Genomic DNA, 23,714 nt, shown 5'->3' with positions numbered 1-23,714 from the left:
TCCGGCGTCGTCCGGGCGCCCGCCCGTGAGACGGACCTTGCCGATGGACTCGTCAGGCCGCATGAACTCCTCCCTTCCGTCCGAATCCCTCCCCTACCCGGCGACACGGCCCCTTACACCTCCGAGGACCGGACTCGGGCGCGGCCGGCCGGCCGAAGGGTCCGTTCAGGAGGTCTCGCGCACCACGAGGCGATGCGGAGCGACGATCGACGCGGGCGGCTGCCCTTGCGTCAGCCGGTCGAGAGCCAGTTCGGCGATACGGTCCTTGTCCGGAGACACCGTGGTGAGCGCCGGCACGCTGAACCGCCCGTCTTCGATGTCGTCGAACCCGACCAGCGCCACGTCCGACGGCACCGCGACGCCACGATCGGCCGCCGCGCGCAACGCGCCCAAGGCGATCTCGTCGGTGAAGCAGAACAACGCGTCCGGCGGCTGCGGAAGCTCGAGCAGCGCCTGCATGGCGCGGTACCCGTCAGCGCGATGCAGGCGCTGCACCGGCACTTCCAGGTCTGGGTCGCTCGCCAGGCCCGCAGCCGCCAGTGCTTCCCGGTACCCGGCGAGGCGCTGGCGCGCGGTCGCGTTCAGCGACGCGGGCTGCAGCCCCACCGCGGCGATGCGCCGCCTACCGGTCCGCACGAGGTGTTCGGTGGCTTCGCGCGCAGCTGCGACATTGTCGATCGCGACGTGGTCGACGATGTCCGCGCCGTCGTGCTCCCCCAGCAGCACCAGCGGCACGGAGTCGGTGCGCGCGGCCAATTCCGCGGGAGCGACGGCCCAGGGACTGAACAGGACGCCGTCGACCAGTTGACTGCGTTTACCTTGCAGCAGCGCCTTCTCGCGTTCGGCATCGCCGCCGGTCTGGTCGATGAGCAAGGTCAGCCCGCGTGCCTCGGCGAGCGCGGATGTCCGGGCGGCGAGTTCGGCGAAATACGGCGAGTCGATCTCCGGGACGACGAGCGCGATCAGCCCCGTGCGGCCGCGGCGCAGCGTCCGAGCGGCCAGGTTCGGCCGGTAGCCCAGCGCGTCGATGCTCGCCTGCACCCGCTCCCGGGTCGCCGAGGAGACGTACTGGAAGCCGTTGACCACGTTGGACACCGTGCGCACGGACACCCCGGCGTGTTCCGCCACGTCTCGCAGCTTCGCGTTCACCCCGGCAGCATAACTCTTGCAACGTGGCATGCCACGTTGCAAACTCGAAGGGCACGCCGTCTGCCGCATCGGAGGCCACGATGACCGCACCCCGTACCGCACCAGCACCCCTGCCCGCCGCCGAGCTCACGCGCCTGACCGACCGTCTGCACCACGACGGCATCGTCGGTCTCCCCCAGGCGTTCACCCGCGATTGGGTCCGCGAATTAGGCGAGGATATCGACACCGCGTTCGCCGAGGCCCGCGCCCGCCCCGGCGGGGCCGTCGGCCGCGGTCCCCACCGCTATTACGTCGAAATCCACCCGGAACAACTGCGCGGTTTCACCGAGCTGGCCGCCCATCCGTGGATCACCGCGGTCGCCGAAGCCGTGCTGGGCCCGGAATACCGGATCGTCGAGGTCGGCTTCGACGTTCCGCTCCCCGAAGCCGTCGACCAGCCGTGGCACCGAGATTTCCCGATGCCCGAGGAAACCGCGCGCGACCGGCGGCTCACCTCTTTGGCGGTGAACGTGACCGCCGTCGACACCGAAGAAGACATGGGACCGTTCGAAATCGCGCCCGGCACCCACTGGGACGATGGAAGCACCTTCGCCCATGGCATGTTCCCGCCGCGCGAGGACTATCCGCGCTACCGCGACCTCGCCGTCCGGAAATATCCGAAGATGGGCGACATCTCCATCCGCTCGGCGCTGACGATCCACCGCGGCACCGCGAACCGCTCCGCCAAATCCCGCCCCGTGCTGGTGCTCGGCCTCGACGCGCCGGGCGCGGGCAACGACGAACGCCACGACACCGCGGTCACCCGCGAGTTCTGGGAATCGCTGCCCGACGCGGTGCGGTCGCACCTCCGGTGCCCTGTTGTCGAGAAATTGCGTCCCATCACGCAGAAGCACACGATCGAAGGGCTTGTCATGGGCGAAGCCGAATCCTGACTCTTCACGCCCGGCACGGCCAGCTCCGAAACGTGCTGCGCGAGAGGCGACAGCTCGACCGTCCACTGTGGATGGTCTTTGCGTGCTGTACGCGTCGCTACGCCGTTTCGCTCAAGCGCGGGAACAATCGGGTGCCGTTGCGAGTGGTGAGTTCTCGCCACGTCGTGCCCGGCGGCTGGGGTGCGGCGTCGACGGTGGCGAGCTGAGCGTCGACTAGGGCGGACGGGGTCCAGCAGTAGTCGCTGCCGTACAGCAGCCGCTCGGTGCCGAAGGCGCGTTCGAATGCCGGAACCTGGTGTGGGAACGGTGTTCCCGCGATGTCGAACCACAGGTCCCTGATCTGGCCGGGAACCGTCGGGCCGCTGGCGTCGCCGCCCGCGAACCCGGTGCGGAACAGTTCCAGGCGTTCGGCGACCAGCGGCAGGACACCGCCGCCGTGGGTGAAGATCCACGGGATGCCCGGGTGCCGCGACAAGGTCCCGCTGAGGACGAGGTCGCTGACTGCGCGGCCGGTGTCGTACAGAAATTCGAGCATCGGCCGCGGACGGCCCAGTGCGGTCGCCGCGGCATGCGGGGGCGAGGTCGGGTGCACGAACACCGGTGTCCCGCGGTGCGCCAGCTCTGTCCACAGTGGATCGAAGGCGGGGTCGCCGAGGTAGCGCCCGCCGGCATTGGTCTCGACCGCGACGCCGTCGGCGCCCAGTTCGTCGAGCGCGTAGGCGAGTTCGGCGAGCGCGCCGTCCACATCGGGCAGCGGAAGGGACGCGAAGTGCCCGAACCGGCCGGGGTGGGCACGTCGGATGTCGGCGCCGGTGTCGTTGACGTGCCGGGCGAGTGTGCGTGCCGCGGCGTCGTCGCCGAAGTGCACGCCGGGAGAGGAGATCGACAGCAGCGAGGTCGCCACGCCCCAGCGGTCCATCAGGTCGAGATGCTGGGCGACGTCCCAGCTCGGCCAGCCGGGCATGCCGTCCGGCGATCCGTGCCCGGCCGCGATCGCGGCCTCGACGTACTGCGGGGTGAGGAAGTGCGCGTGGACGTCGATGAGCCCGTTCACCGGACCGCCTCTCCCTCGGCCCAGACGCGGCGGATCTTGGCGGTCGCGGCGATCTCGCGGGTCGGGTCGCCGTCGACGAGCACCAGGTCCGCGCGCAGCCCAGCCCGGACGGCGCCGCGGTCGGGGAAGCCGAAGTGCCGGGCGGGGAGTTCGGTCGCCGCGCGCAGCGCCTCGCACTCGGTCAGCCCCGCCTCGACCAGCAGGGCCAGTTCTCGGTGAAGGCTCGATCCCTGGAGGACTGGGACCGGTAGCAGCGGCGCGGAAAACGCGTCGGTGCCCGCGAGGATCGGCACCCCGGCCGCACGGAGCGCCGTGACCGAGTCCCGGCTGAAGGCGTAGCCGTCCGCGCCGAGCTTGGTGGTGAGTGCCTCCATCATCGCCAGCGTGGGCACGGCGACCTGGCTCTGGCCGGCCATCTGGGCCACTGTGTCGGCGTCGAGGACGCCGTCCCTCGGGACGTGCGTGACGACGTCCGCTCCGGCTCGGACTGCGCGCCGGTACGCGTCGACCGACGAAGCGTGCGCGACAGTGAGCTTGCCGTGGGCCTTTCCCGCGGCGACCACGGCGTCGATCGTGGGCTGGTCGAGCAGATCCCCTTCAATGACGACCTTGAGGTAGTCCGATCCTTCGGCCACCCGGCGGGCGACGAACGGCGCGGCCTGCTCCGGTCCGGTCAGGATCGCTTCGCCGGGCATGCCGGGCATCTTCGCGTGGTTGCCGCCCGGCCCGATGGCGGGCAGGCCCGCGCTGCGGATGTCCGGCACCTGGCCGCGAAAGGAGTCAACACGCTCCCGGGGCCAGCACGCCATGTCCAGCGCGGTGGTGACGCCGTGGGCGGCAAGGGCATGCAAGTCGTCCGGAGCGAGCAGGTGGACGTGGGCGTCGAACAGGCCGGGCAGCACGGTCGCGCCGGTGCAGTCGAGCACCTCGGCACCGGTTGCGTCGGTGCCGATCAGCGGACCGTCGATCACGACGGTGGCGGGTTCGGTGAGTCCGGTGCCGTCGAAGACGCGGACGCCGGTCAGGGCGGTCTTGGTCATGAGTCCTTCCGGGAAAGCCAGGCGTAGAGGGTGGTGTAGAGGTCGGCGACCTCGCCGGGGCGATCGTCGCCGTAGAGGTCGTCGGCGATCGGGTAACCCCGGGTGCCGAGTACCTGCGCCAGGAAGCGGTAGGACGGCCGCAGTCCTTCGAGCGAACCCAGGGGCACCGGAGTGCCCGGGACGACCGGAGCGAGCACATCGCGTTCGTAGACCGGGTCCAGGGACGTGATCAGCCACCGCCCGCTCCGGTGTTCAGCCCGGTAGAGCAGGCGCGTGTAGGAGGTGAGGTCGACCTCGACGCCGCCGAGTTCGGTCCGCACCTCGATCGCGGCAGGCACTTCGGCGACCGCCCGCGGCCCGTCGACGTCCACGACCGGAGGGCCGAGCCGGTGCCGGGCGACATCGCCGTGCCCGGTCATCTCCCGCGACCGGGCGACGAATTCCTCGCCGCTGCCGCGAAACCAGCTCAACCGCACGATCGCGTCCGGCGCATAGCAGGCGCGCATCCGGTCCCACCAGCCACGATCGCGACCCTGCCGCTCGCGCAGGATCAGCTCCGCTATTTCCGTGGTGCTCATCAGGCGCGCTCGGCGCTGAAACTGCACTCCATCAGGATTTCCCGCGTGCGGTTGACGTGCTCTTCGAATCGAGCGACGGCCAGGTCCGCGTCGTGGGCCAGCGCGGCGTCCGCCAGGGCCTGGTGCTCGCCCGCTACGTCGCGATGCCGCTGCTCGCCCGGATGGCCGGACCACGCGCGGTAAAGCTCCGCCGCGTCGGAAAGCCGGGTGCAGATGTCGAGCAGCACCTCGTTGCCGCAGGCCTTGATCAGCGTGTGATGGAACTCCAGATGCGCGCGGGCCCACTCCTCGTTGCGGCGCACCTGCGTTCCGGGGAGGATCATCGGCTGCGCGGCCAGCCGGTGGTGCGCGGCCAGCACCTCGGACTCCCACGTCACGCCGCCGCGCTGCACTGACAGCCGCAGGGCCGAGCCTTCGTTGACCACGCGGGCTTCGGTGAGGTCCGTCAGCGCTCGCAGCGACAGCGGCGTGACCCGGAACTCCCGGTTGCGGTCGACCTGAACCAAGTCCTTGGCCGCCAGCAGGCCCAGCGCCTCGCGCACGACACTGAGGCTGACCTCGAACTCCGCGCTCAGTTCGGCGGCCTTGAGACGCTCGCCCGGAGGCAGCTCCCCGTTGAGGATCGCCGATCGCAGCCGCAGGTACACCGACACGGCCAGGCTCTCGCCGCCCGCTCTCTTCGCCATGCCGAGACGATAACATACTCTTCGAGAGAGAATCGATTCTTACCTTGACAGTCGACTACACCGGGTTCACGATGAGCTGACCGGCGCACCTCGTCGCCCCAGATCCGGGACGCGACCGAGCGGTTCACGGCGCCGGGGCTCATCGACCGAAAGGCATCTCGATGCGGATCGCCAATCTCGCCGGACGGCTCGTCCTCCTCACCGACGACGGCGCCGTCGACGTCGAGCGCGCCAGCGGGCAGCGCTTCCCCGCCGACCCCCATGCGGTGTATGCCCGCTGGGAAGAGTTCACGACCTGGGCAGCCGATCTCGCGGCTGCCGAAGCCGAAGCCTTCGACGAAGCCGCCCTGCAGGCCCCTTCTCCCGCTCCCAATCAGGTCTTCGGGGTCGGGCTCAACTACCGGGACCACGCCGCCGAAGCCGGGCTCGACCTGCCGGACTCGCCCACGGTGTTCACCAAGTTCCCCAGTTGCCTCACCGGGCCGTCCGGCGAAATCGCGCTCACCGGTCCCACCGTGGACTGGGAGGTCGAACTCGTCGCCGTGATCGGCAGGGCCGCCCACCGGGTTCCCGTCGAACACGGCTGGGACCACGTCGCCGGCCTGACCGTCGGGCAGGACCTCTCCGACCGGACGCTGCAGCTGGCCGGGCCCGCTCCGCAGTTCAGCCTCGGCAAGTCCGCGCCCGGCTTCGGGCCGACCGGTCCGTGGCTGGTTACTCCGGACGAGTTCGCCGACCCCGACAACCTCGCGCTGAGCTGCGAGGTCAACGGCGAATCGGTGCAGAAGAGCCGGACCAGCGAGCTGGTCTTCTCCGTGCCCGAACTCGTCGCGCGGCTGTCGGCGATCCTGCCGCTGCTGCCCGGCGACCTGATCTTCACCGGCACCCCCGCCGGGGTCGGCATGGCCCGCACCCCGCAGCGGTTCCTCGCCGCGGGCGACGAGCTGGTCAGTGCCGTCGAAGGCATCGGCACGATGCACCACCGGTTCACGGAGCCGTCATGACCGCCGTCGACGGACACCGGTTCCGCGCGGTGATGGCCGCGGTCTGCGCGCCGGTCACGATCGTCACCACGACCAGCGCGGCGGGCGACCCGCGCGGCGCGACGGTCAGCTCCTTCACCTCGCTGTCGCTGGATCCGCCGCTGGTCAGCGTCGCCTTCGACCGGCGTTCGGCGCTGCTCGCCGAAATCCAGGCGGCCGGCCGGTTCGGCGTCAACCTGCTCGGCCACGGCCAGGACGACCTGGCCCTGCGGTTCGCCACCCGGGGCGCCGACCGGTTCGGCGGCGACACCGCGTGGTTCGCCGACGACGGGCTGCCCCGGTTGCGCGACGCCGCCGGCTGGGTGGCCTGCGACCTGGAACGGACCGTCGAAGCCGGCGACCACCTCCTGATCTTCGGGCTGGTCACCGCACTCGGCCGCACCGAACTGCCGCCCCTGGTCTACGCACACCGCACCTTCGGCACCCACTCCCGGTTCGCCGACCGGCCCCGCCCGCCCATCACCGACCAGATCGCCGCCTGCGCCCGCTGACCCGACACAGAAGGTAGGACAACGCCGTCATGACCCTCGCCACCGCACACCCCGCCGACACCACGGTCGAGCACGTCCTGGCCCGCATCGCCGAGATCCAGCCGCTGCTGGAACGCAACGCCGCCCAGGGCGAAGCCGACCGGCGCGTCGTCGAAGAAAGCATCGCCGCGCTGACCGGCGCCGGCGCGTTCAAGATCGCACAGCCCCGCCGTTACGGCGGCTACGGACTCCCGGTCCGCGCGATGCTCGACGTCTCCGCGGCCGTCGCCGAGGCTGACGGCGGCACCGCCTGGGTCGTCGCGCTGAGCAACGTCTGCGCGTGGCTCGCCGGGCTGTTCAGCCGCCAGGCCCAGGACGACGTCTGGGGCGACAACCCGGACGCGAAGGTGTCCGGCGTCCTCGCCACCACGGCCGAAACGTCCAAAGTGGACGGCGGCTACCGGGTCACCGGCCGCTGGTACTACAACTCCGGCTCCTGGCACGCCGACTGGGCCGGGCTCGGCATCCCCCTGACCGACGAGTCCGGGGAGGTCGTCGACCAGGGGATGGCGCTCGTTCCCCGCACCGACCTCGGGTTCGAAGACACCTGGTTCGTCGCCGGGATGCGCTCGTCCGGGTCCAACTGCCTGATCGCCGACGACGTCTTCGTGCCGGAGCACCGGGTGATGTCCGTGCCGCCGGCGATCGGCGGCCAGTACGCCGTCGAGCACCCCGAGGAGGATCTCTTCCGGGCCGCGCTCGTGCCCGTGCTCACGCTGGTGCTGGCCGGCCCGCAGCTCGGCCTCGGCCGCAAGGCCCTGCAGCTGGTCAAGGAGAAGGCCGCCCGCAAGCCGATCTCCTACACGACTTACGCGGCCCAGTCCGATTCCGTCGCCTTCCAGCTCCAGCTGGCCGAGGCGGCGATGCGGATCGACTCCGCCCACCTGCACGTCTACCGTGCCGCCGACGACATCGACTCCGCTGCGGCCAACGGAAACTACCCGGACGTTCAGGAGCGCGCCCGCGTGCGCGCCGACACCGGCTGGGCCGTCGACAACATCACCCGCGCGATCGACCTCCTGCTCTCCGCGCACGGCGCGGGCAGCTTCGCCGAGGTCAACCCGCTGCAGCGGATCTGGCGCGACTCCGCGGTCGCCGCCCGGCACGCGATCGTGCTTCCCGCGGTCAACTACGAGGTCTACGGCAAGGCGCTGCTCGGGCGCGACGACCAGATCACCCCGCTCATCTGACCTCGGAGGAACCCGATCATGAGCCTGCACCGCCTGACCAAGATCGCCATCGGCGTCCCGGACGTCGACGAAACCGCCAAGTACTACACCGAGTTCGGCCTCACCCCGACCGCGTCCGGCTTCGCCACCGCCGACGGCGGCGAGCAGCTCGAACTGCGGCAGACCCCGCACCGCCGCCTGCTCACCCTCGGCATCGGCGCGGACGATCCCGACGATCTCGGCCGCATCACCGCCTCGCTGGCCCGCCTCGGCGTCGAGAGCCGCATCGAGGGCGACGCGCTGTACACGAAGGATCCGGTGACCGGCCTCGACGTCGTCGTGTCCGTCGCGCCCCGCCTGACACAGGACCCGCCGGAAACCGCGGTCTACAACCAGCCCGGCTCCGTCCAGCGGGCCAACCTCCGCGCGCCCGGCATCGACCGGGAACAACCGGTGCGGCCGCGCAAGCTCGGGCACGTCGTGTTCGGCTCGACCGATCAGGCCGCGACACAGCGGTTCTTCACCGAGGGCCTCGGGTTCAAGGTCAGCGACGAAGCCCCCGGCCTGGCTTCCTTCATGCGCTGTTCCACCGACCACCACAACGTGCTCGTGCAGCAGGCGCCGGTGAGCTTCCTGCACCACACATCCTGGGAGGTCGACGACGTCGACGAGGTCGGCCGCGGCGCCACCGCGATGCTCGAAGGCCACCCGGAACGGCACACCTGGGGCCTGGGCAGGCACTACATCGGCTCGAACTTCTTCTGGTATCTGCGCGACCCCGCGGGCAACTTCTCCGAGTACTACTCCGACATCGACTGCATCCTCGAGGACCAGCTCTGGGAACCCCGCGTCATCGCCGGCGAAAAAAGCCTCTACGCGTGGGGGCCGCCGCCCCCGCCGTCGTTCCTCGCACCGCAAGACCTGGCCGAGCTGATGACCGACGCCCACGACGGCGCATGACCGAACCGGACGTCTTCGGCCGCGGATTCGGTTCCTGCGAGGAGCTGTAGCGCTGGCCGGTCGCCGACCTCGAAGGGTTCCGGGCGAAGGTCTGGGACCATTTCGAGGTTTGCGGCACGTGCGCTCGCGTCCTCGGCCAGGCGCTGCCCGATGGTCCTAGCGCCCGAGGTTGCGCACTTTCTCCCGCAGCGACCCCAGCAAACCCGGCGACGGGCGGCGCGCGGCATCGGACGCGAGCGGCACGTCCGGCATCGCCTCCCGCATCGCCGCCTGCACCTGGCGCACGCTCGGATTCACCAGGCCCTGACCGCCGACGACCACCGTCGGCACGGTTTCGTCACCCCGCGCCCTCCCGAACCGCCGAACGTTGTACGCGCACCCAACACCCCGGTCGACGCACCACGACAGTCCTGCCCTTCAGGCGAAGCGAAGGTCCCATCCGGTGTCGCATCCCTAGGGAAGGTGACGGTCGATCCAGCGCAGCACGGCGCCCAGCGCGCCGCGCCGGTGCCAGCCTTTGCGGATCACCGCGGCCCGCACGCCCTGGACCGCGCCACGCACCCGCGCCGCCGGCGAGGGATGCCGCTCGTCGAAGCGCTGAACGGCGCGGCGCCGCAGCCACCGTGCGCACCGCAGGCACACCCCGACCTCCGGATGATTCCCCAACCGGACCAGCTCCGCCTCCGGGAACGTGCCGCCGCAACACCAGCACCCTGCCTCCGAGACCCGCTCCCGCTCAGGCTGCACCGACATCGGGACCACCTCCACACGACGACCGAGGATGCGCCGCACCTCAGCATCCCACGTCCGTGACTGGCCAGCCCCGGCCGCGACCTCCACAATGGCCTCGACCCGGCCCCGGCACCCGGCACCGCCCGGACGTCCTGCTCCGCCACCTGGAAAGGACCCATCGTCGATGCTGTCTTGGGGAGAAATCGCCTACGGGGCCGCGCTGTCCGCCGTCCTGTCCGTGGTGCTGGTGCTCGCCGCGGCACGCGAACGCCGACCCGGCACGCTCGCCGCCGTCGCCGCCGGCGCGATCCTCGGGCCGGTCGCCTGGAACGCCGTCCTGCGCGCCACCAACGCCAGCCAGTTCTTCACCGACGCCCCGATCCCGTTCTTCCCGATCAGCTGGCAAGACACGGGATCCGGCGTCTTCGCCCTCGCCGCCCTCACCCTCCTCCTCGGCTTCGGCCCGCTCCGCGCCGCACCCGGCCGCCGTCTCGCACTCGTGGCCACTGTCGGCGCCCTGGGCGCACTGCTGGTCGACATTTACCTCTACTGACCCGATTCCGGCGGCACTCCATCGCCGGTCGTGCGGGCTTACCTCCACAGTGGACAAAAGGCACCCCTATCGCACCCCCTGAACGCCGGAACCACCGGTATCCGGTCAATTACCAGCGGTAACGTCGGCCGCATGAAAATCGGACTCAACATCGGATATTGGGGCACCGGCAACGATTCGACGAACCTCGAACTGGCTCGCGAGGCCGACCGGCTCGGGTTTTCGGTCGTGTGGGTGGCCGAGGCCTACGGGTCGGACGCCGCGACGGTCCTGGGCTGGCTCGCCGCTCGCACCGAGCGCATCGACCTCGGCAGCGCGATCCTGCAGATCCCGGCCCGCCGCCCGACGATGACGGCGGCGACCCTCGACAACCTCTCCGACGGCAGATTCCGGCTCGGACTGGGCGTTTCCGGACCACAGGTGTCCGAGGGCTGGTACGGCGTCCCGTTCGGAAAACCCGTGCAGCGCACCCGCGAGTACGTCGACATCATCGGCAAAGCGCTGCGTTACGAACGGGTCCGGCACCGCGGCACGCACTTCCAGCTCCCCCTCCCCGGCGGGCCCGGCAAGGCGCTGCCGCTCGCCGTGCCGCCCGTCCGCGAGCACATCCCGCTCTACCTCGCCTCCCTCGGTCCGAACAACCTCGAACTCACCGGCGAAATCGCGGACGGCTGGCTCGGCCTGTTCTTCTCCCCCGAACACGGCGGCGAATCCCTCGACCGGATCCGCGCCGGCCGCGCGAAAATCGGCGCCACCCTCGACGGATTCGACGTGGTGACGACAGTCCCGCTCGCCGTCGGCGACGACTGGCGGTCCGCGGCCGACTACGCCCGCCCCTACGTCGCCGGGTTCATCGGCGGAGCGGGCAGCCGCAAGAAGAACTTCTACCGCGACCTCGTCGCCCGGATGGGCTACGAGGCCGCCGCCGAAGAGGTCCGGGACCGGTACCTGACCATGGACTACGACGGCGCCATGGCCGCGATCCCCGCGGACTTCCTGGACGCGACCTCGCTTCTCGGCCCGAAGGAACGGATCGCCGAACGGATGCGCGCCCTCGCCGAAGCCGGGTCACCACTCTCGCGCTCTCGCCCACGCACCCGGATCCCGAAGCCAGCAAGGCCGCCCTGCGCGTCGCGGCCGAAGCTCTCGAAGCGTCCGGTGTGGGCGACTGAGCATCGCGCAGCGTGGTCGGTTTCGGGGCTTCGGTCGTTCCACAGTGGACACAGCACGAGCGCAGCGCCTGCCTCCGCGATCTGAGTGGGTGGCCGGGCACCCTGAAACAGGCACGGAAACTGACCCCAGACGATGAACGGTGGCCGAGCAGCACGCCATCCTGCGCGACTTCTACGCGCAAGCCGCGCGTCGTCTGCTGTGGCCGGGCTGACCGGTCACAGACCCTTCAGCACCCGGCCCAGCGCCGCCCGGCCGGCAGGTCCCCAGTGCGGTTTGCCGCCGGGCAGGCTGCGGTCCCCGTTCTGTCCCATGAGGATCAGGAAGAGGCTCTTCATCGCGGCCAGCCCGCGGGCACGCCGGATCGCCGGCTCGTCCGCCCGCGCGTACCTCGCGAAGAACCGTGCCGCCATGCCCGCGGGCAGCAACACCCAGGCGGCGGCGAGGTCCCACGCCGGATCTCCCGCGAACAGATCGCCGAAGTCCACGATTCCCGAGAGCGTTCCGTCCGAGACAACGACATTCGCGGGATGGAGGTCGCCATGCACCCACACCGGAGGACCCTGCCACGCGCGGGCCGCGACGGCGTCGTCCCAGACGGCCCGGACGTCGGCCGCCAGGTCGTTGAGGGCAACCGCCTCGAGGAAGTGATCGAAGCCGTCCGTGCAGTCCTTGGGATGGGCACCGCGATCCGTGGCGATCGGTGCGTCGGCGGGAGCCTCCGTGTGGAGTGCCCGGAGGAAGTCCGCGAGAGCGTCGGCCGCGTGGGCGCCGCGGCTGATCGTGCCGTGGTCGAGCGGTTCGCCCGGAACCCAGGTCATCACGGTCCAGTGCCGGGGAAAACGCTCGGACGGTTCGCCGGACCGCACCGGCGTCGGCACTGGGAGCGGCAGGCGCGGGGCGAGCACCGGCAGCCACCGCCGTTCCTTGAACTGCAGCTGCGGGGTCGGATCCCTGCGCTGCATGCGCACGGCCAGCTCGTCCCCGAGCCGCCACATCTGGTTGCCCCAGCCGCCCGGCACCTCGCTGATCGCCAGCCCGGCGAGGTCTGGATGCTGCTCCCGGAGCAGATCGCGGACCAGGTCCGCGGTGATCACGATCTCGGCGCCGGTCATGGGAAGCGACAGTACCGAGGCGGCGGAACGCGGTTCGCACCCGTCGTGGCCCGCATTTGTGCTGCGGCACAAGCGAATGCCGAGCGTGGCCTCGTCAGCGGTCGCGTTCGTCGAGCCGCGCGCGGAGGCCGCTGATGGTGTCGTGGGCGTCGGCGAGTTCGTCCTCGAGGTCGACGATCCGGGCGGCCGACGCGAGGGAGTGGCCCTCGTCCAGTTGTTCGCGCAGCCGCACCACCTGGGTCAGCTGGCGGCGGGAGTAGCGGCGGTGCCCGCCGCCGGATCGTTCGGGCCGCACCACGGCCGCGGAGTCCAGGCTGCGCAGCTCAAGATTATCTCGACTCACTGCTTGACACAATCTACAGTCCGCGCTATAGAAATTTCTAGACGCGATAACTGACCTGGGTGCCGAGAGAGACGTAGCCGGGGAGTGATCGACGATGCCGGACACCGCCAGCCGCCACGACGCGGCCGCCTGCGAGTTCGCGGAGTTGATCTGCGCCGATTCCGCCTGGCTGTGTGCCGAGTTCGAGGTGATCGTGACCACGGGCTTCGGCGCCGCTCCGGCACTCCCGCCGCAACACGCCGACGACTCCCGCCCGCAGCGCACAGGACAGCCAGCCGAGCGGCGAGTCGGGACGAGCGTGTGGCGGACCTGGCCGCCGCGACACCGGGAGCGTTCCCCTCCGTTGCCGAGCGACAACACGACAGCCGTGATATCGCTGGGGAGGTGATAAAACGGCGCACCGGCCCGAAACGGGGAGGCCTGCCACGACGCCCGGCCGAGGAGGCTCGCGCAGCCCCGGCATCGCGTCTCGTGACGTGATCCCGCGGCCACCCCCACTCGCCCGACGGCGCCGACTCGCACAGAGATCAGCACGGTTGCTTCTCACCCGAACTGGTTCCGGCCCCGCCCGCAGTGCCCGGCGGGGCCGGATCTCCGCGACAACTACCAATCCACCAGTCCCAAGTCCAGAAAACCTACAGTCGCGGGAACAGAAATACCGAGCGAGTCGTTAGCACAGTGGAGAACAGCGAGCGCCCGCCTCCGCCGGCGGGCATCAGGGAAGGAGAAAGGGAGGCGCATGGTCATGTTGATGCGAACTGACCCGTTCCGGGAGCTCGATCGGCTGACCCAGCAGTTCTTCGGCGGCAACGGCACGGCGACCCGTCCGGCATTGATGCCGATGGACGCCTACCGGTCCGGCAACGACTACGTGGTGCAGTTCGACCTGCCCGGCGTCGCGCCGGAGTCGATCGACCTGGACGTCGAGCGCAACGTGCTGACCGTGAAGGCCGAGCGCAGGCCCGAGTACGGCGAGGACGCGGAGGTCCAGGTCTCCGAGCGTCCGCGCGGGGTGTTCTCCCGGCAGCTGTTCCTGGGCGACACCCTCGACACCGACAGCATCAAAGCCGACTACGACGCGGGTGTGCTCACCCTGCGGGTGCCGATCGCCGAACAGGCCAAGCCGCGCAAGATCGCGATCGGCAGCAGCGGCGAAGCCAAGCAGATCCGCGCCTGACCGAATGCTGGCCCCGCCCCCGGCGGGCGGGGCCTCGAACCGCCGGGAAGGCGGGGCAGGGCTGGCGGCTCATCCGGATCTCCGGTGTGCCGCGCGGGCCACAAGATCGCCCACCGCACCGGCTCCCACGAACCCATACTGCTGATCACGCCCGGTCGCGCGGCCACGGAGTCGCCGCGCTGGAACGCGACGTGTTGCTACTGCTCGACCCAGGACTGTCCAATCGCGACATCGCCGCCGAGCTGGGGCTGGCCGAACGCGCAGCGACGGTCATCTCGGCAATCTGCTCACGAAGTTTCATGCGGAGAACCGGACGCCGGCGGTCCCGCTGGCCAAAGAAATCCTCGGAACCCGCTCGGACGGGGGCCAGCCTGCCGGGCCGGTTCGGCCTCGGGCCAGCAGCTGTCGCGCCGCCATCCGGGACAAAGCGCAGGAGCAGCAATACCTTTCCAGCCACCCTTCGCGCATGACGCTGCCAGTCAACCATCCTGGGCACTTCGCACTGCCGTCGTCGGCATAAATCCCGCTATCGACGACCCAATATCCGACGACCGTTTCTGCGCTGGGCGGCAATTCTCAACGGAGGTCGTACTGGATGTCGATCCCCGCGCCCGGACCCCCGTTGCTGTTGACCGTCAGCCATCCGTGGTCGTACACGTCTGCCAGCTTGTATTCGAATCCGAAGTCGTACTTCTTGTCCCGGCCGAACGTCCCTGGCATTTCTCCCAATTGCATAGCTCCGTGCGGCGACTTGCTCTCGCCGCTGTCCGGATCGGTCACATAGACGACCGGGCCCAACGCCAGGCTCAAGTCGTTGTTGAGCTCGGAGTCGGTGCCGGTCTCCACATGCAGCATCACGACCATGGCCTGTTCGGAGCCGTACTTCGACCGTTGCTTCGCGATCTTGGTGACCGCGAACGACGGATCCGTCGGCGCAGCAGCCGAAGACCGCGAGAATCGCACGACCTCGCCCACCTTCTTCACCGGGTTGCCACGCGGGCCCGTCGATCCTGCGGCCTGTGCCGCCTCGGACGTCGGCGGCGCAGAGGACGACGCCTCCGCGGTGACGGTCACCGTGACCGTCGTCGGCGCACTCGTCGCAGCGGCATCACCGTTTCCAGCGCAGCCAGCGGAAAGCACCGCTACAGTCGTCACCGCGCAGAGCAACAACGGCGAACTCGTTCGCATCAAGCAACTCCTGATCAATCAGCATCACGATGCGATCTCACCGAATGCACCGTGCGCCAGCCAGGCAGGCCACACTTGCCGCGGGTTCTTCTTGATCGCAACAGCCATGTCGTTTCGACCTAATCGACCGTTACGGCACCAACCTCGCAACTCGAACACCGAGACCATCTCGTCACCAATCGGCCGCTTGCTTCTGATGCCAGCGCATGACCGAAACCACCCTGCACAAGCCGTCGACGATTACAGCGGAAACGGCCCCGAGTGTCCTTCACGGACGAAAGCTGTCCACACCAGACGGAAGCCATCCGCTCGCCATGGCCGACACACACCTGAACGTGGGTCCGCTGGCCGCCTCCGGTCGGCGGTAGCGCTCCCGTCCCGTCTCCGCCACGCTGGGCAGTCGAGGACGGGAGGTCGCGGTGAAGGTCGTCATCGTCGGAGCGGGCATCGGCGGGCTGACCACGGCCCTGCGGCTGCATCGCGAAGGCATCGAATGCGCGGTGTACGAACAGAGCAGCCGGATCGGCGAGCTCGGCGTCGGGATCAACGCGTTGCCGCACGCGGTCAAGGAACTCGCCGCGCTCGGGCTGCTCGACCGGCTGGACGAGATCGGGATCCGCACCCGCGAGCTGTTCTACACCCACCGGCTCGGGCAGGTGATCCTGCGCAAGCCGTGCGGGCTGGACGCCGGATTCACCCTCCCCCAGTACTGCCTGCACCGCGGCAGGCTGCAGAACATGCTGCTGCAAGCCGTCGAAACCCGGCTGGGTCCCGACGCGGTGCGGACCGGGCACCGGCTGACCGGGTTCGATCAGGACCCCCGCGGCGTCCGGGTGCGGTTCGTCGAGCGGGACAGCGGCGAGACGGTCACCGTGGCCGGGGACGTCCTGGTGGCGGCCGACGGAATCCACTCGGCCGCGCGGTCCCTGCTGTTCCCCGAGGAGGGCCCGCCGCGCTGGAACGGGGTCCTGATGTGGCGCGGCGCCACCGACTGGCCGGAATTCGGCGGCGGCGCTTCGATGATCGTCTCCGGCGGCACCGCGGCCAAGCTGGTGGTCTACCCGATCGGGCCGGGCCGGACGGCGGGCGCCAGGCTCACGAACTGGGCGGTCTGCGTCCGGACCGGACAGCCCGGCACCCCTCCGCCGGAGCGCCAGGACTGGGCCAAACCCGGCGACCGGGCGGAGCTGGCCCGGCACGTCGGGCGGTTCCGGTGCCCGGCGGTCGACCACGCCGCGATGATCGAGGCCACCGAGGAGATCTTCGAATTCCCGATGTGCGACCGGGATCCGCTGCCCGCATGGTCCCACGGGCGCGTGACGCTGCTGGGCGACGCCGCCCATCCGATGTACCCGATGGGTTCCAACGGCGCCGGCCAGGCGATTCTCGACGCGTCCAGCCTCGCCTCGCATCTGACGCGGCACGCCGACCCCGCCGAGGCGCTGCGCGCGTACGAAGCCGACCGGCTGGCGGCCACCAGCGAGATCGTGCTGCGCAACCGCCTGGGCGGCCCGGAGAACGTCATCGACGAGGTCGAACGGCGCGCGCCGGACGGCTTCGCCCGCCTCGAAGACGTCATCGACGCGGCCGCGCTCGAGGCGATCGTCAGCGGCTACGCCCGCGTTTCCGGGGCGTCCCCGCAGCAGGTGAACCGCGCCTGAGCCGGTTCAGGCGCCTTCCACCGCACCGGGCGGCAAGAAGTCGACGTCGTGCAGCGCCGACACCCGGACCACCTCAGCCGGGTCCGTCAGGTTGTGCAGTTTGTCGAACAGCGCCGCCAGCTTTCCGGCCGGGCTCACCCAGAACAGGCCCCGGGTCATGCCCTCGCTCCGGTTGTAATAGGCGTGCGGGAGCCCCTTCGGCATCCGCACGGTGTCGCCGGGGCCGGCGGTCTCCCATTTGCCGTCGAGGTAGAGGGTGAACACGCCCTCCAGGATGTAGATGTGCTCGTCCTGGGTCGGATGGACGTGCGGCGGCACCCCGGTGCCGGGCGGGTCGAGGGTCTCGAAGGCGAAGCTCGACTCGCTGGCCGCCTTCATCGAATAGGTGTGGCCGAGCACGTTCCACACTTTGCCGCGCATGCCCTCGCGGGCGGGCGTGATCCCCTTGGGCAGGGGACCGAGCACGATTTCCTCGCCGGTCATCACACCTCCTGGCCGATGGTTTCTCCGCCAGGGACTCTGCGCTATCCGGTCGCGTGTGTACAGCCGCCAGTCCGCCGACATCGCGGGAACGACCGGGCCAGCGGAACCGAGGTCAGTTGTATTCGGAGATCTCCACGCCGAATGTCCCCGGCTCCAGCGCCTCGAAGATGTGCGGGACGTCCCCCGGGTAGCAGATGTAGTCCCCGGGCAGCATCTCCACCGGATCGTCCATGATCCCGATCCGCGCGCGGCCCGCGCACAGCACGGTGTGTTCCACCACGCCGCTCATGTGCGGATCCGACCGCCGCGGGGTGCCCGGTTCCGCGCTGACCAGGTAGATGTCCCGGCGCGCCGCGGACGGGCACGCCGACAGCAGCGTGCACGCGTAATCGGCGTGTTCGGCGAACACTGTCGGACCTTTGCCCGCGCGGATCACCTTCACCTCCTGCCGCTCCGGTTCGACCAGCCGGGAAAACGGCACGTCCAGCGCGACACCGAGGGCCCACAGCGTCTCCACGCTCGGGTTGCCGGACCCCGATTCCAGCTGCGACAACGTGGATTTCGCCAGGCCCGCGCGGCGCGCGACCTCGGTCAGGGAGAGGCCGGCGCGGGCCCGCTCGCGGCGCAGCGACGCCGCGATGACGTCCAGCGGCGCGCCGGTGCTCTCGTTCGGCATATGTGTTCGCTCCATCAGTCTTCGCGTTCGCCTTGACGAACAGGGCCGGACATGTTCAGCATAGGACACTATGCGTTCGATTTGGCGAACACTCGATCGCGGCCTCGCCCGCGACATCGGCCTCGTGTGCGTGGCCGACACCCTCGTGGGTGTCTCCTACGGCGCCATCACGGTGGGCTCCGGCCTCCCGCTGTGGGCGCCGATGTTGTTGTCCCTGCTGGTCTTCGCCGGCGCGTCCCAGTTCATGTTCGTCGGCATCGTGGCTTCGGGCGGCAATCCGCTCGCCGCGGTCGCCGCCGGGCTGCTGGTGAACGCGCGGCACGTGCCGTTCGGGTTCGCGGTCGGCGACGCGCTCGGGCACGGCCTGCTCGGACGGCTCGCCGGAAGCCACCTGATGATCGACGAATCGGTGGCGTTCGCGCTGGCCCAGCGGGACGCGGACCGGCGGCGGGCGGCGTACTGGGCGTGCGGCATCGGGCTGTTCGTGTGCTGGAACCTCGGGGTCGTGGCCGGCGCGTTCGCCGGGTCCGCGATCAGCGACACCGACGCGTTCGGCCTGGACGCCGCCTTCCCGGCAGTGCTGCTGGCGCTGGTGCTGCCGTCGCTGAAGGACCGGGCCTCGCGGCTGCCGGTGCTGATCGGCGTGGTCGTCGCGCTCGCCGCCACTCCCCTGCTCCCGGCCGGTCTGCCGGTGCTGCTGGCGCTGGTCGGGGTGGTCGCCGGCGCCGCGGCGAAAGAGCCGAAGCCGCTGGAAGGAGCGCACTGATGGACGGCGCGGAACTGATCATCGCGACGCTCGTGCTGGCGGCCGGGACGTTCGCGTTCCGGCTGGCCGGGCCGATGCTGCGCACGAAAGTGCGGCTGTCCCCGCGGGCCGAGCGGCTGATGACGCTGTCGGCGGTCGTGCTGCTCGCCGCGCTGGTCGCGACCAGCGCGTTGACCCAGGGCCCCGAATTCGCCGGGATCGCCCGGCCGGCCGGAGTGCTGGTGGGCGGGGTCCTCGCGTGGCGGAAGGCGCCGTTCGTGGCGGTGGTGATCGCCGCGGCGGCGACCGCAGCGTTGCTCCGGCTCGCCGGAGTGCCGTAACCGTTTCCGGGGAAATTGTGCCGGACGGCATTTTCCATCATCGAAGAAGGGCGCATTTTCTCGCCCTGGAAAGGCACTCGTGATCGGGAGGGAGAGACGAATGCTGGCCTCTCCCTCCCGCCGGTGGGGAAATCAGTTTCGGTTCATCGAGCGGCAATCGCCCGCGAACCGGTCGCGCCGATAGCGCCGCACGTCGGCTCGTCCGGCTGAGCGGGAACGCTCACCCCGTCCCAAGCCGCCTTCACCGTGTTGAACTCGGTGCAGCCGTTCGGGAAGAGGCTCTTCGCCGCGGTCAGCGTCCAGGTGCGGTAGCTCTGGTAGGAGCTGGCGCTGGTCTTGAGCAACATCGCGTTGTAGAAGATCTTCACTGCGGTCTGGATGCCGAGTCCGGTGACCGTGGAGTTGTTGCAGGTCGGGCTCGTCGGCTGGCCGTTGGTCGGGTTCGTTCCCTCGGCGACGAGGTAGAACCAGTGGTTGCCAGGGCCGGCCGCGGCGTGCACCTCGGTGCCCGGGATCGAATCGTCGTAGCAGTTCGCGTGGCCAAGCTGCGACGGGTCGTACATGTTGCGGATCGGGCCGCTGCCGGTGAGGTTCACCTGGTTGCCGACGAGGAAGTCGGGGACCGCGTACGGCGCGGGCTCGTTGGCGAACCATTCGGACGAGGCCCCGAAGACGTCCGCGACGAATTCCTGGGTGCCGCCGCCGGACATGCTGCCCGGCGTGTGGTCGTCGATGCCGTGGCCGAACTCGTGCCCGATCACGTCGAGCGAGCCGATCCACTGGCCCGCGGTGTTGTTCCCGACCTGGACCTGGGTGCCGTCGTAGTAGGCGTTCTGCTCGTTGAGCCCGACGCGGATCGGCCAGGCGCCGCCGTTGCCGTCGAAGCTGTTGCGGCCCAGCCATTGCGACAGCATCTTGTTCTCTTGCTGGATGCCGTAGAGGGCGTCCGCGCAGCCGGTTTCCTTGTCGGTCTCGTCGCCGTTGCCCCAGCTGTCGGTGGACTTGGTGAAGGTCTGCTGGGTGGCGGCGTCCTGGCAGCTGAGGTTCGCGATGGTCGGGTCGGTCATCGAATAGCCGCCGGCGCCGTCCGGGGAAGTGTCGAGGTGCAGCGGTTCCGGTCCGTTCCACACTCCCTGCGCGTCACCGTAGGCCACGTGCTCCTGCGTGTGCAGCACCTTGCCGGTCATCGCGTCGACGACGACGTCCAGCTTGCTCGGCCCTTCCGCGTTCCGTCCGGTCACCCGGGTCGTCCAGGCGAGCTTCGGGCTGCTGAGCGCGTATGTGGCGAGCCGCGCGGGCTGCACACTGTCCACAGTGGGCACTTGGGTGCGGGCGATCGCTTCGGCCTGCTTCGCGGTCAGCTTCGGCGCCGTGCTGGGCAGGTTGATCGCGGCGGTCTGCGCGACCGAGGTGGCGAGCACCTGCCCGGCGGAGTTGGTGGCCACGACGAAATCGCCGCCGATGACCGGCAGGCCCCGGTAGGTGCGGTCGTACGGCACGTACTTCAGCCCGTTCGTCGACGAGATCACCTTGTGCTGCTGGAAAACGTCGTCCTTGCTGGCGTGCAGCGCGGCGGGCCGGGAAGCGACCAGCGCCTGTGCGGCATTGGCTGCCATGGCTCCGGCGGCCTGGGGGCTCTGTGGTTCGAGCGGTTGCGCGTGGGCGGCGGTGGCCGTGGTGACGGCCCCGGCCAGCACCCCGGCTGCGAGCAGCACGAGCGGTCGGCGCGATTTCATCGGCGGTGTTCTCCTCCGGACAGGCCGGATCAGGCCCGGGGGTGGGGGCCGGATTCGGAAGTGGAATGGGATCGAACCCCGCCAAGAGTCGGGTTTTTTCCCACTCTGGACAACCGACGAAGGTCGCTAAGTTATCAACTTCGGCGCCTGCGCTCCGATTTCCGGTTCCCGCTTTTCCGGATTTCCCCTTTTCGCCCGCGAAACGCCATACGCCCATTCCGGCACCAGTCCGGCTTTCCGGATGAATCCGGCGGCATCGGGTCGTGCGATCCTTTGTGGACAGTCCGGCCGGTGCCGTCCACAGTGGAATCGAGCGATCCGGGACGCCCGGGCCCGCGGCAAGCGAACGGCTGGTCCCGGGCCGTCCGCCTTGCCTCCCGGCGGGTCGCGGGTGTGTGATCGGAGACACAGTTCTTCCATCCGCCGTCGCTGAGGAGGCCGTCATGGCCGACAAGCAGAACAGGAGTGCCGACCCCGGGGCCGCCGTCGCTGTGGACGACCCCGCCAAGGTGCGCAACGTCGTCCTCGTCGGGCCGTCCGGGTCCGGCAAGACCACGCTCACCGAGGCCTTGCTCGCCGCGTCCGGCACGGTGCCGCGCGCCGGTTCGGTCGTGGAGGGCACCACGGTGTGCGACCACGACCCCGCGGCCGTGCGCCAGCAGCGCTCGGTCGGGCTTTCCGTCGCCCCGGTGCTGCACGCCGGGCACAAAATCAACCTCATCGACACCCCGGGGTACGCCGATTTCGTGGGCGAGCTGCGCGCCGGGCTGCGGGCCGCGGACGCCGCGCTGTTCGTCGTCTGCGCCGCAGAGGGCGTGGACGCCGCCACCATCGCGGTGTGGGAGGAATGCGCGTCGGTCGGCATGCCGCGCGCCGTCGTCGTGTCGCGGCTCGACCACCACCGCGCCGACCCGCTCGCCGAGATCGCCGCCTGCCAAGCCGCCTTCGGCGCGGGCGTGCTGCCGCTGTACCTCCCCGTGCCGGACGGCCTCGTCGGGCTCGTCACCCAGCGGCGCTACGACTATTCCGCCGGCTATCCGCCGCGCGTGAGCGACCCGGACCCCGCCGTTTCCGACGAGTTCGCCGACGCCCGCAACGAGCTGATCGAGGGCATCATCGCCGAGAGCGAGGACGAAACCCTCATGGACCGCTACCTCGGCGGCGAGGAGATCGCCGAGGACGTGCTGATCGCCGACCTCGAGACGGCCGTCGCGCGCGGGTCGTTCCACCCGGTCATCCCGGTCTGCGCGACCAGCGGGGTCGGGCTCGCCGAGGTGCTCGACGGCATCGTGCGGGCCTTCCCCTCGCCGCTGGAGCACACCCCGCCCGGCGTGACCAGCCCCGACGGCACCGAGCACGCCGCGCTGTCCGCCGATCCGGCCGGGCCGCTCGCCGCCGAGGTCGTGCGCACCGCGGTTGACTCGTACGTGGGACGAGTTTCGCTCGTCCGGGTGTTTTCCGGGACGCTGCGCCCGGAGAACCCCGTGCACGTCTCGGGTCACGGCCTCACCGAACGCGGCCACGAAGACCACGACGCTGACGAACGCGTCGCCCACCTCTACTCTCCGCTCGGCGCGAACCTCCGCGAGGTGCCGTTCTGTGTCGCGGGCGATCTGTGCGCGCTCACCAAAGTGGGTTCCGCCGAAACCGGCGACACGGTGTCGTCGCCGGAGGATCCGCTGCTGATCAAACCCTGGCGGATGCCCGAACCGCTGCTGCCGGTCGCCGTGGTCGCGAAGTCTCGCAGCGACGAGGACACGTTGTCCCGCAACCTATCCCGGCTCGTGGCGGGCGATCCGACCCTGCGCCTGGAGCGCAACGCGGAAACCGGGCAGCTCGTGCTGTGGTGCATGGGCGAGGCGCACGCGGAAGTCGTCCTGTCGCGGCTGCGCGCGGGAGGCGCGGACGTCGGCACCGAGCCGGTGCGGATCAGCCTGCGGTCCACGTTCGCGAAACCCGCGCGCGGCCACGGACGGCATGTGAAGCAGTCCGGCGGGCACGGGCAGTTCGCGGTGTGCGACATCGAGGTCGAGCCGCTGCCGCGCGGCAGCGGGTTCGAGTTCGTGGACAAGGTGGTCGGCGGCGCGGTGCCGCACCAGTTCATCCCGAGCGTCGAGAAGGGCGTGCGAGCGCAACTCGAACGCGGCGTCCAGGACGGCTACCCGGTGGTGGACGTACGCGTGACGCTGACCGACGGGAAGGCGCACAGCGTCGACTCGTCCGACGCGGCGTTCCAGACCGCCGGCGCGCTGGCCCTGCGGGAAGCCGCGGCGGCCAGCCGGATCACGCTGCTGGAGCCGCTGGACACGGTCGAGGTGAGCCTGCCGGACGAACACCTGGGCACCGTGCTGGGCGACCTGTCGTCGCGCCGCGGCCGGGTGCTGGGCACGGAATCCGGCGAGGGCGGGCACACGGTCGTGCACGCCGAGGTGCCCGCGGCGGAACTCCTGCGGTACGCGGTGGATCTGCGGTCGCTGACGTCAGGGACGGCCACGTTCACGCGCCGGCACGCCCGGTTCGAGCCGATGCCGGAGGGGGCGGTCGTTCCGACCTGACCCGGGGCGGGGAGGCGGGCGGTTGTCTGCCTCCCCAGGGTTCCGCACCGGATCTGCTTGGCACCGTGCGAATCGCGCCGTCTCGCGAGCGGTCACCG

General features: G+C 70.3%; 24 protein-coding genes and 1 pseudogene. 12 read left to right on the top strand and 13 right to left on the bottom strand.

What is annotated here, in order from left to right:
- Positions 1-165: 165 nt before the first annotated feature.
- Positions 166-1,149, bottom strand: coding sequence for a LacI family DNA-binding transcriptional regulator (locus tag ATK30_RS37835; RefSeq protein ID WP_101439522.1), 984 nt, complete (start codon positions 1,147-1,149; stop codon positions 166-168).
- Between the two features lie 80 nt (positions 1,150-1,229).
- Here ATK30_RS37835 and ATK30_RS37830 point away from each other — a divergent pair, with 80 nt between their 5' ends.
- A complete protein-coding gene (locus ATK30_RS37830; RefSeq protein WP_101439521.1) occupies positions 1,230-2,081 on the top strand; it encodes a phytanoyl-CoA dioxygenase family protein in 852 nt (283 codons plus the stop codon).
- A gap of 97 nt (positions 2,082-2,178) precedes the next feature.
- Here the strand turns inward: ATK30_RS37830 and ATK30_RS37825 are convergent, their stop codons facing one another.
- The 4 genes from ATK30_RS37825 to ATK30_RS37810 are packed head-to-tail and all read right to left on the bottom strand — an operon-like array spanning position 2,179 to position 5,439.
- Positions 2,179-3,135, bottom strand: a complete 957-nt coding sequence (locus ATK30_RS37825) for an amidohydrolase family protein (protein ID WP_101439520.1) — start codon at positions 3,133-3,135, stop codon at positions 2,179-2,181.
- Positions 3,132-4,175, bottom strand: a complete 1,044-nt coding sequence (locus tag ATK30_RS37820) for an amidohydrolase family protein (RefSeq protein ID WP_101439519.1) — start codon at positions 4,173-4,175, stop codon at positions 3,132-3,134. The genes ATK30_RS37825 and ATK30_RS37820 overlap by 4 nt, the downstream gene beginning before the upstream one ends.
- On the bottom strand, positions 4,172-4,753 hold the full coding sequence (locus ATK30_RS37815) for a nuclear transport factor 2 family protein (protein WP_101439518.1): 582 nt from the start codon (positions 4,751-4,753) through the stop codon (positions 4,172-4,174). The genes ATK30_RS37820 and ATK30_RS37815 overlap by 4 nt, the downstream gene beginning before the upstream one ends.
- Positions 4,753-5,439: a GntR family transcriptional regulator gene (locus tag ATK30_RS37810; protein ID WP_101439517.1), complete on the bottom strand. Its 687-nt coding sequence runs from the start codon at positions 5,437-5,439 to the stop codon at positions 4,753-4,755. Before ATK30_RS37810 ends, ATK30_RS37815 begins: the two co-directional genes overlap by 1 nt.
- A gap of 161 nt (positions 5,440-5,600) precedes the next feature.
- Between ATK30_RS37810 and ATK30_RS37805 the strand changes: the two genes are divergently transcribed.
- The 4 genes from ATK30_RS37805 to ATK30_RS37790 are packed head-to-tail and all read left to right on the top strand — an operon-like array spanning position 5,601 to position 9,141.
- Complete coding sequence (locus ATK30_RS37805; RefSeq protein ID WP_101439516.1) at positions 5,601-6,443, top strand: fumarylacetoacetate hydrolase family protein; 843 nt, start codon at positions 5,601-5,603, stop codon at positions 6,441-6,443.
- Positions 6,440-6,973 (top strand): flavin reductase family protein, encoded by a 534-nt coding sequence (locus tag ATK30_RS37800; RefSeq protein ID WP_208637525.1) that lies wholly within the window; start codon positions 6,440-6,442, stop codon positions 6,971-6,973. The genes ATK30_RS37805 and ATK30_RS37800 overlap by 4 nt, the downstream gene beginning before the upstream one ends.
- Before the next feature lie 29 nt (positions 6,974-7,002).
- On the top strand, positions 7,003-8,202 hold the full coding sequence (locus ATK30_RS37795; protein WP_101439515.1) for an acyl-CoA dehydrogenase family protein: 1,200 nt from the start codon (positions 7,003-7,005) through the stop codon (positions 8,200-8,202).
- Positions 8,203-8,220: 18 nt separating this feature from the next.
- Positions 8,221-9,141, top strand: a complete 921-nt coding sequence (locus ATK30_RS37790) for a VOC family protein (protein ID WP_101439514.1) — start codon at positions 8,221-8,223, stop codon at positions 9,139-9,141.
- Between the two features lie 156 nt (positions 9,142-9,297).
- Here the strand turns inward: ATK30_RS37790 and ATK30_RS45840 are convergent, their stop codons facing one another.
- A complete protein-coding gene (locus ATK30_RS45840; protein WP_183126811.1) occupies positions 9,298-9,471 on the bottom strand; it encodes a hypothetical protein in 174 nt (57 codons plus the stop codon).
- A gap of 123 nt (positions 9,472-9,594) precedes the next feature.
- Positions 9,595-9,894 (bottom strand): hypothetical protein, encoded by a 300-nt coding sequence (locus ATK30_RS37780; protein WP_101441280.1) that lies wholly within the window; start codon positions 9,892-9,894, stop codon positions 9,595-9,597.
- 163 nt (positions 9,895-10,057) lie between these two features.
- Here ATK30_RS37780 and ATK30_RS37775 point away from each other — a divergent pair, with 163 nt between their 5' ends.
- Both ATK30_RS37775 and ATK30_RS37770 read left to right on the top strand, forming a co-directional pair.
- Positions 10,058-10,426: a hypothetical protein gene (locus ATK30_RS37775; protein ID WP_101439513.1), complete on the top strand. Its 369-nt coding sequence runs from the start codon at positions 10,058-10,060 to the stop codon at positions 10,424-10,426.
- Positions 10,427-10,558: 132 nt separating this feature from the next.
- Positions 10,559-11,598, top strand: a pseudogene (locus tag ATK30_RS37770) (LLM class F420-dependent oxidoreductase).
- A gap of 216 nt (positions 11,599-11,814) precedes the next feature.
- Here the strand turns inward: ATK30_RS37770 and ATK30_RS37765 are convergent.
- Positions 11,815-12,711, bottom strand: coding sequence for an aminoglycoside phosphotransferase family protein (locus tag ATK30_RS37765; RefSeq protein ID WP_101439512.1), 897 nt, complete (start codon positions 12,709-12,711; stop codon positions 11,815-11,817).
- 94 nt (positions 12,712-12,805) lie between these two features.
- Positions 12,806-13,054, bottom strand: a complete 249-nt coding sequence (locus tag ATK30_RS37760; RefSeq protein WP_376772281.1) for a MerR family transcriptional regulator — start codon at positions 13,052-13,054, stop codon at positions 12,806-12,808.
- A gap of 745 nt (positions 13,055-13,799) precedes the next feature.
- On the opposite strand from ATK30_RS37760, the gene ATK30_RS37750 reads away from it, so the two are divergent.
- A complete protein-coding gene (locus ATK30_RS37750; protein WP_101441279.1) occupies positions 13,800-14,231 on the top strand; it encodes an Hsp20/alpha crystallin family protein in 432 nt (143 codons plus the stop codon).
- Positions 14,232-14,807: 576 nt separating this feature from the next.
- Here ATK30_RS37750 and ATK30_RS37745 read toward each other — a convergent pair.
- Complete coding sequence (locus ATK30_RS37745) at positions 14,808-15,419, bottom strand: hypothetical protein (RefSeq protein ID WP_101439510.1); 612 nt, start codon at positions 15,417-15,419, stop codon at positions 14,808-14,810.
- Between the two features lie 419 nt (positions 15,420-15,838).
- Between ATK30_RS37745 and ATK30_RS37740 the strand changes: the two genes are divergently transcribed.
- Entirely contained in the window at positions 15,839-17,080 is a 1,242-nt protein-coding gene (locus tag ATK30_RS37740) for a flavin-dependent oxidoreductase (RefSeq protein WP_101439509.1), read from the top strand.
- 6 nt (positions 17,081-17,086) lie between these two features.
- On the opposite strand, the gene ATK30_RS37735 is transcribed toward ATK30_RS37740, so the two are convergent.
- Both ATK30_RS37735 and ATK30_RS37730 read right to left on the bottom strand, forming a co-directional pair.
- Positions 17,087-17,563 (bottom strand): cupin domain-containing protein, encoded by a 477-nt coding sequence (locus ATK30_RS37735; RefSeq protein WP_101439508.1) that lies wholly within the window; start codon positions 17,561-17,563, stop codon positions 17,087-17,089.
- Positions 17,564-17,675: 112 nt separating this feature from the next.
- On the bottom strand, positions 17,676-18,239 hold the full coding sequence (locus tag ATK30_RS37730) for a helix-turn-helix domain-containing protein (RefSeq protein ID WP_101439507.1): 564 nt from the start codon (positions 18,237-18,239) through the stop codon (positions 17,676-17,678).
- A gap of 70 nt (positions 18,240-18,309) precedes the next feature.
- Between ATK30_RS37730 and ATK30_RS37725 the strand changes: the two genes are divergently transcribed.
- Together ATK30_RS37725 and ATK30_RS37720 are read left to right on the top strand one after the other, a co-directional pair.
- A complete protein-coding gene (locus ATK30_RS37725) occupies positions 18,310-19,005 on the top strand; it encodes an AzlC family ABC transporter permease (protein WP_101439506.1) in 696 nt (231 codons plus the stop codon).
- On the top strand, positions 19,005-19,325 hold the full coding sequence (locus ATK30_RS37720) for an AzlD domain-containing protein (protein WP_101439505.1): 321 nt from the start codon (positions 19,005-19,007) through the stop codon (positions 19,323-19,325). Before ATK30_RS37725 ends, ATK30_RS37720 begins: the two co-directional genes overlap by 1 nt.
- Before the next feature lie 143 nt (positions 19,326-19,468).
- Here the strand turns inward: ATK30_RS37720 and ATK30_RS37715 are convergent, their stop codons facing one another.
- Entirely contained in the window at positions 19,469-21,061 is a 1,593-nt protein-coding gene (locus ATK30_RS37715; protein ID WP_101439504.1) for a M4 family metallopeptidase, read from the bottom strand.
- Between the two features lie 443 nt (positions 21,062-21,504).
- On the opposite strand from ATK30_RS37715, the gene ATK30_RS37710 reads away from it, so the two are divergent.
- On the top strand, positions 21,505-23,616 hold the full coding sequence (locus tag ATK30_RS37710) for an elongation factor G-like protein EF-G2 (protein WP_101439503.1): 2,112 nt from the start codon (positions 21,505-21,507) through the stop codon (positions 23,614-23,616).
- Positions 23,617-23,714 lie beyond the last annotated feature (98 nt).

Origin of the sequence: Amycolatopsis echigonensis (assembly GCF_002846615.1) — a bacterium.
In the GTDB taxonomy this organism is placed as follows: Bacteria; Actinomycetota; Actinomycetes; order Mycobacteriales; family Pseudonocardiaceae; genus Amycolatopsis; species Amycolatopsis echigonensis.
The sequence above is the reverse complement of the archived record's forward strand: the minus strand, read 5'-3'. Positions and strand labels throughout refer to the sequence as shown.

What these genes read in the sequence shown, in the direction of transcription:
- ATK30_RS37830 (WP_101439521.1), top strand. Translation starts at nt 1,230, where the DNA reads ATGACCGCACCCCGTACCGCACCAGCACCCCTGCCCGCCGCCGAGCTC.
- ATK30_RS37820 (WP_101439519.1), bottom strand. Translation starts at nt 4,175, where the DNA reads ATGACCAAGACCGCCCTGACCGGCGTCCGCGTCTTCGACGGCACCGGA.
- ATK30_RS37815 (WP_101439518.1), bottom strand. Translation starts at nt 4,753, where the DNA reads ATGAGCACCACGGAAATAGCGGAGCTGATCCTGCGCGAGCGGCAGGGT.
- ATK30_RS37810 (WP_101439517.1), bottom strand. Translation starts at nt 5,439, where the DNA reads ATGGCGAAGAGAGCGGGCGGCGAGAGCCTGGCCGTGTCGGTGTACCTG.
- ATK30_RS37805 (WP_101439516.1), top strand. Translation starts at nt 5,601, where the DNA reads ATGCGGATCGCCAATCTCGCCGGACGGCTCGTCCTCCTCACCGACGAC.
- ATK30_RS37800 (WP_208637525.1), top strand. Translation starts at nt 6,440, where the DNA reads ATGACCGCCGTCGACGGACACCGGTTCCGCGCGGTGATGGCCGCGGTC.
- ATK30_RS37795 (WP_101439515.1), top strand. Translation starts at nt 7,003, where the DNA reads ATGACCCTCGCCACCGCACACCCCGCCGACACCACGGTCGAGCACGTC.
- ATK30_RS37790 (WP_101439514.1), top strand. Translation starts at nt 8,221, where the DNA reads ATGAGCCTGCACCGCCTGACCAAGATCGCCATCGGCGTCCCGGACGTC.
- ATK30_RS37780 (WP_101441280.1), bottom strand. Translation starts at nt 9,894, where the DNA reads ATGTCGGTGCAGCCTGAGCGGGAGCGGGTCTCGGAGGCAGGGTGCTGG.
- ATK30_RS37775 (WP_101439513.1), top strand. Translation starts at nt 10,058, where the DNA reads ATGCTGTCTTGGGGAGAAATCGCCTACGGGGCCGCGCTGTCCGCCGTC.
- ATK30_RS37765 (WP_101439512.1), bottom strand. Translation starts at nt 12,711, where the DNA reads ATGACCGGCGCCGAGATCGTGATCACCGCGGACCTGGTCCGCGATCTG.
- ATK30_RS37750 (WP_101441279.1), top strand. Translation starts at nt 13,800, where the DNA reads ATGTTGATGCGAACTGACCCGTTCCGGGAGCTCGATCGGCTGACCCAG.
- ATK30_RS37745 (WP_101439510.1), bottom strand. Translation starts at nt 15,419, where the DNA reads ATGCGAACGAGTTCGCCGTTGTTGCTCTGCGCGGTGACGACTGTAGCG.
- ATK30_RS37735 (WP_101439508.1), bottom strand. Translation starts at nt 17,563, where the DNA reads ATGACCGGCGAGGAAATCGTGCTCGGTCCCCTGCCCAAGGGGATCACG.
- ATK30_RS37730 (WP_101439507.1), bottom strand. Translation starts at nt 18,239, where the DNA reads ATGCCGAACGAGAGCACCGGCGCGCCGCTGGACGTCATCGCGGCGTCG.
- ATK30_RS37725 (WP_101439506.1), top strand. Translation starts at nt 18,310, where the DNA reads ATGCGTTCGATTTGGCGAACACTCGATCGCGGCCTCGCCCGCGACATC.
- ATK30_RS37720 (WP_101439505.1), top strand. Translation starts at nt 19,005, where the DNA reads ATGGACGGCGCGGAACTGATCATCGCGACGCTCGTGCTGGCGGCCGGG.
- ATK30_RS37715 (WP_101439504.1), bottom strand. Translation starts at nt 21,061, where the DNA reads ATGAAATCGCGCCGACCGCTCGTGCTGCTCGCAGCCGGGGTGCTGGCC.
- ATK30_RS37710 (WP_101439503.1), top strand. Translation starts at nt 21,505, where the DNA reads ATGGCCGACAAGCAGAACAGGAGTGCCGACCCCGGGGCCGCCGTCGCT.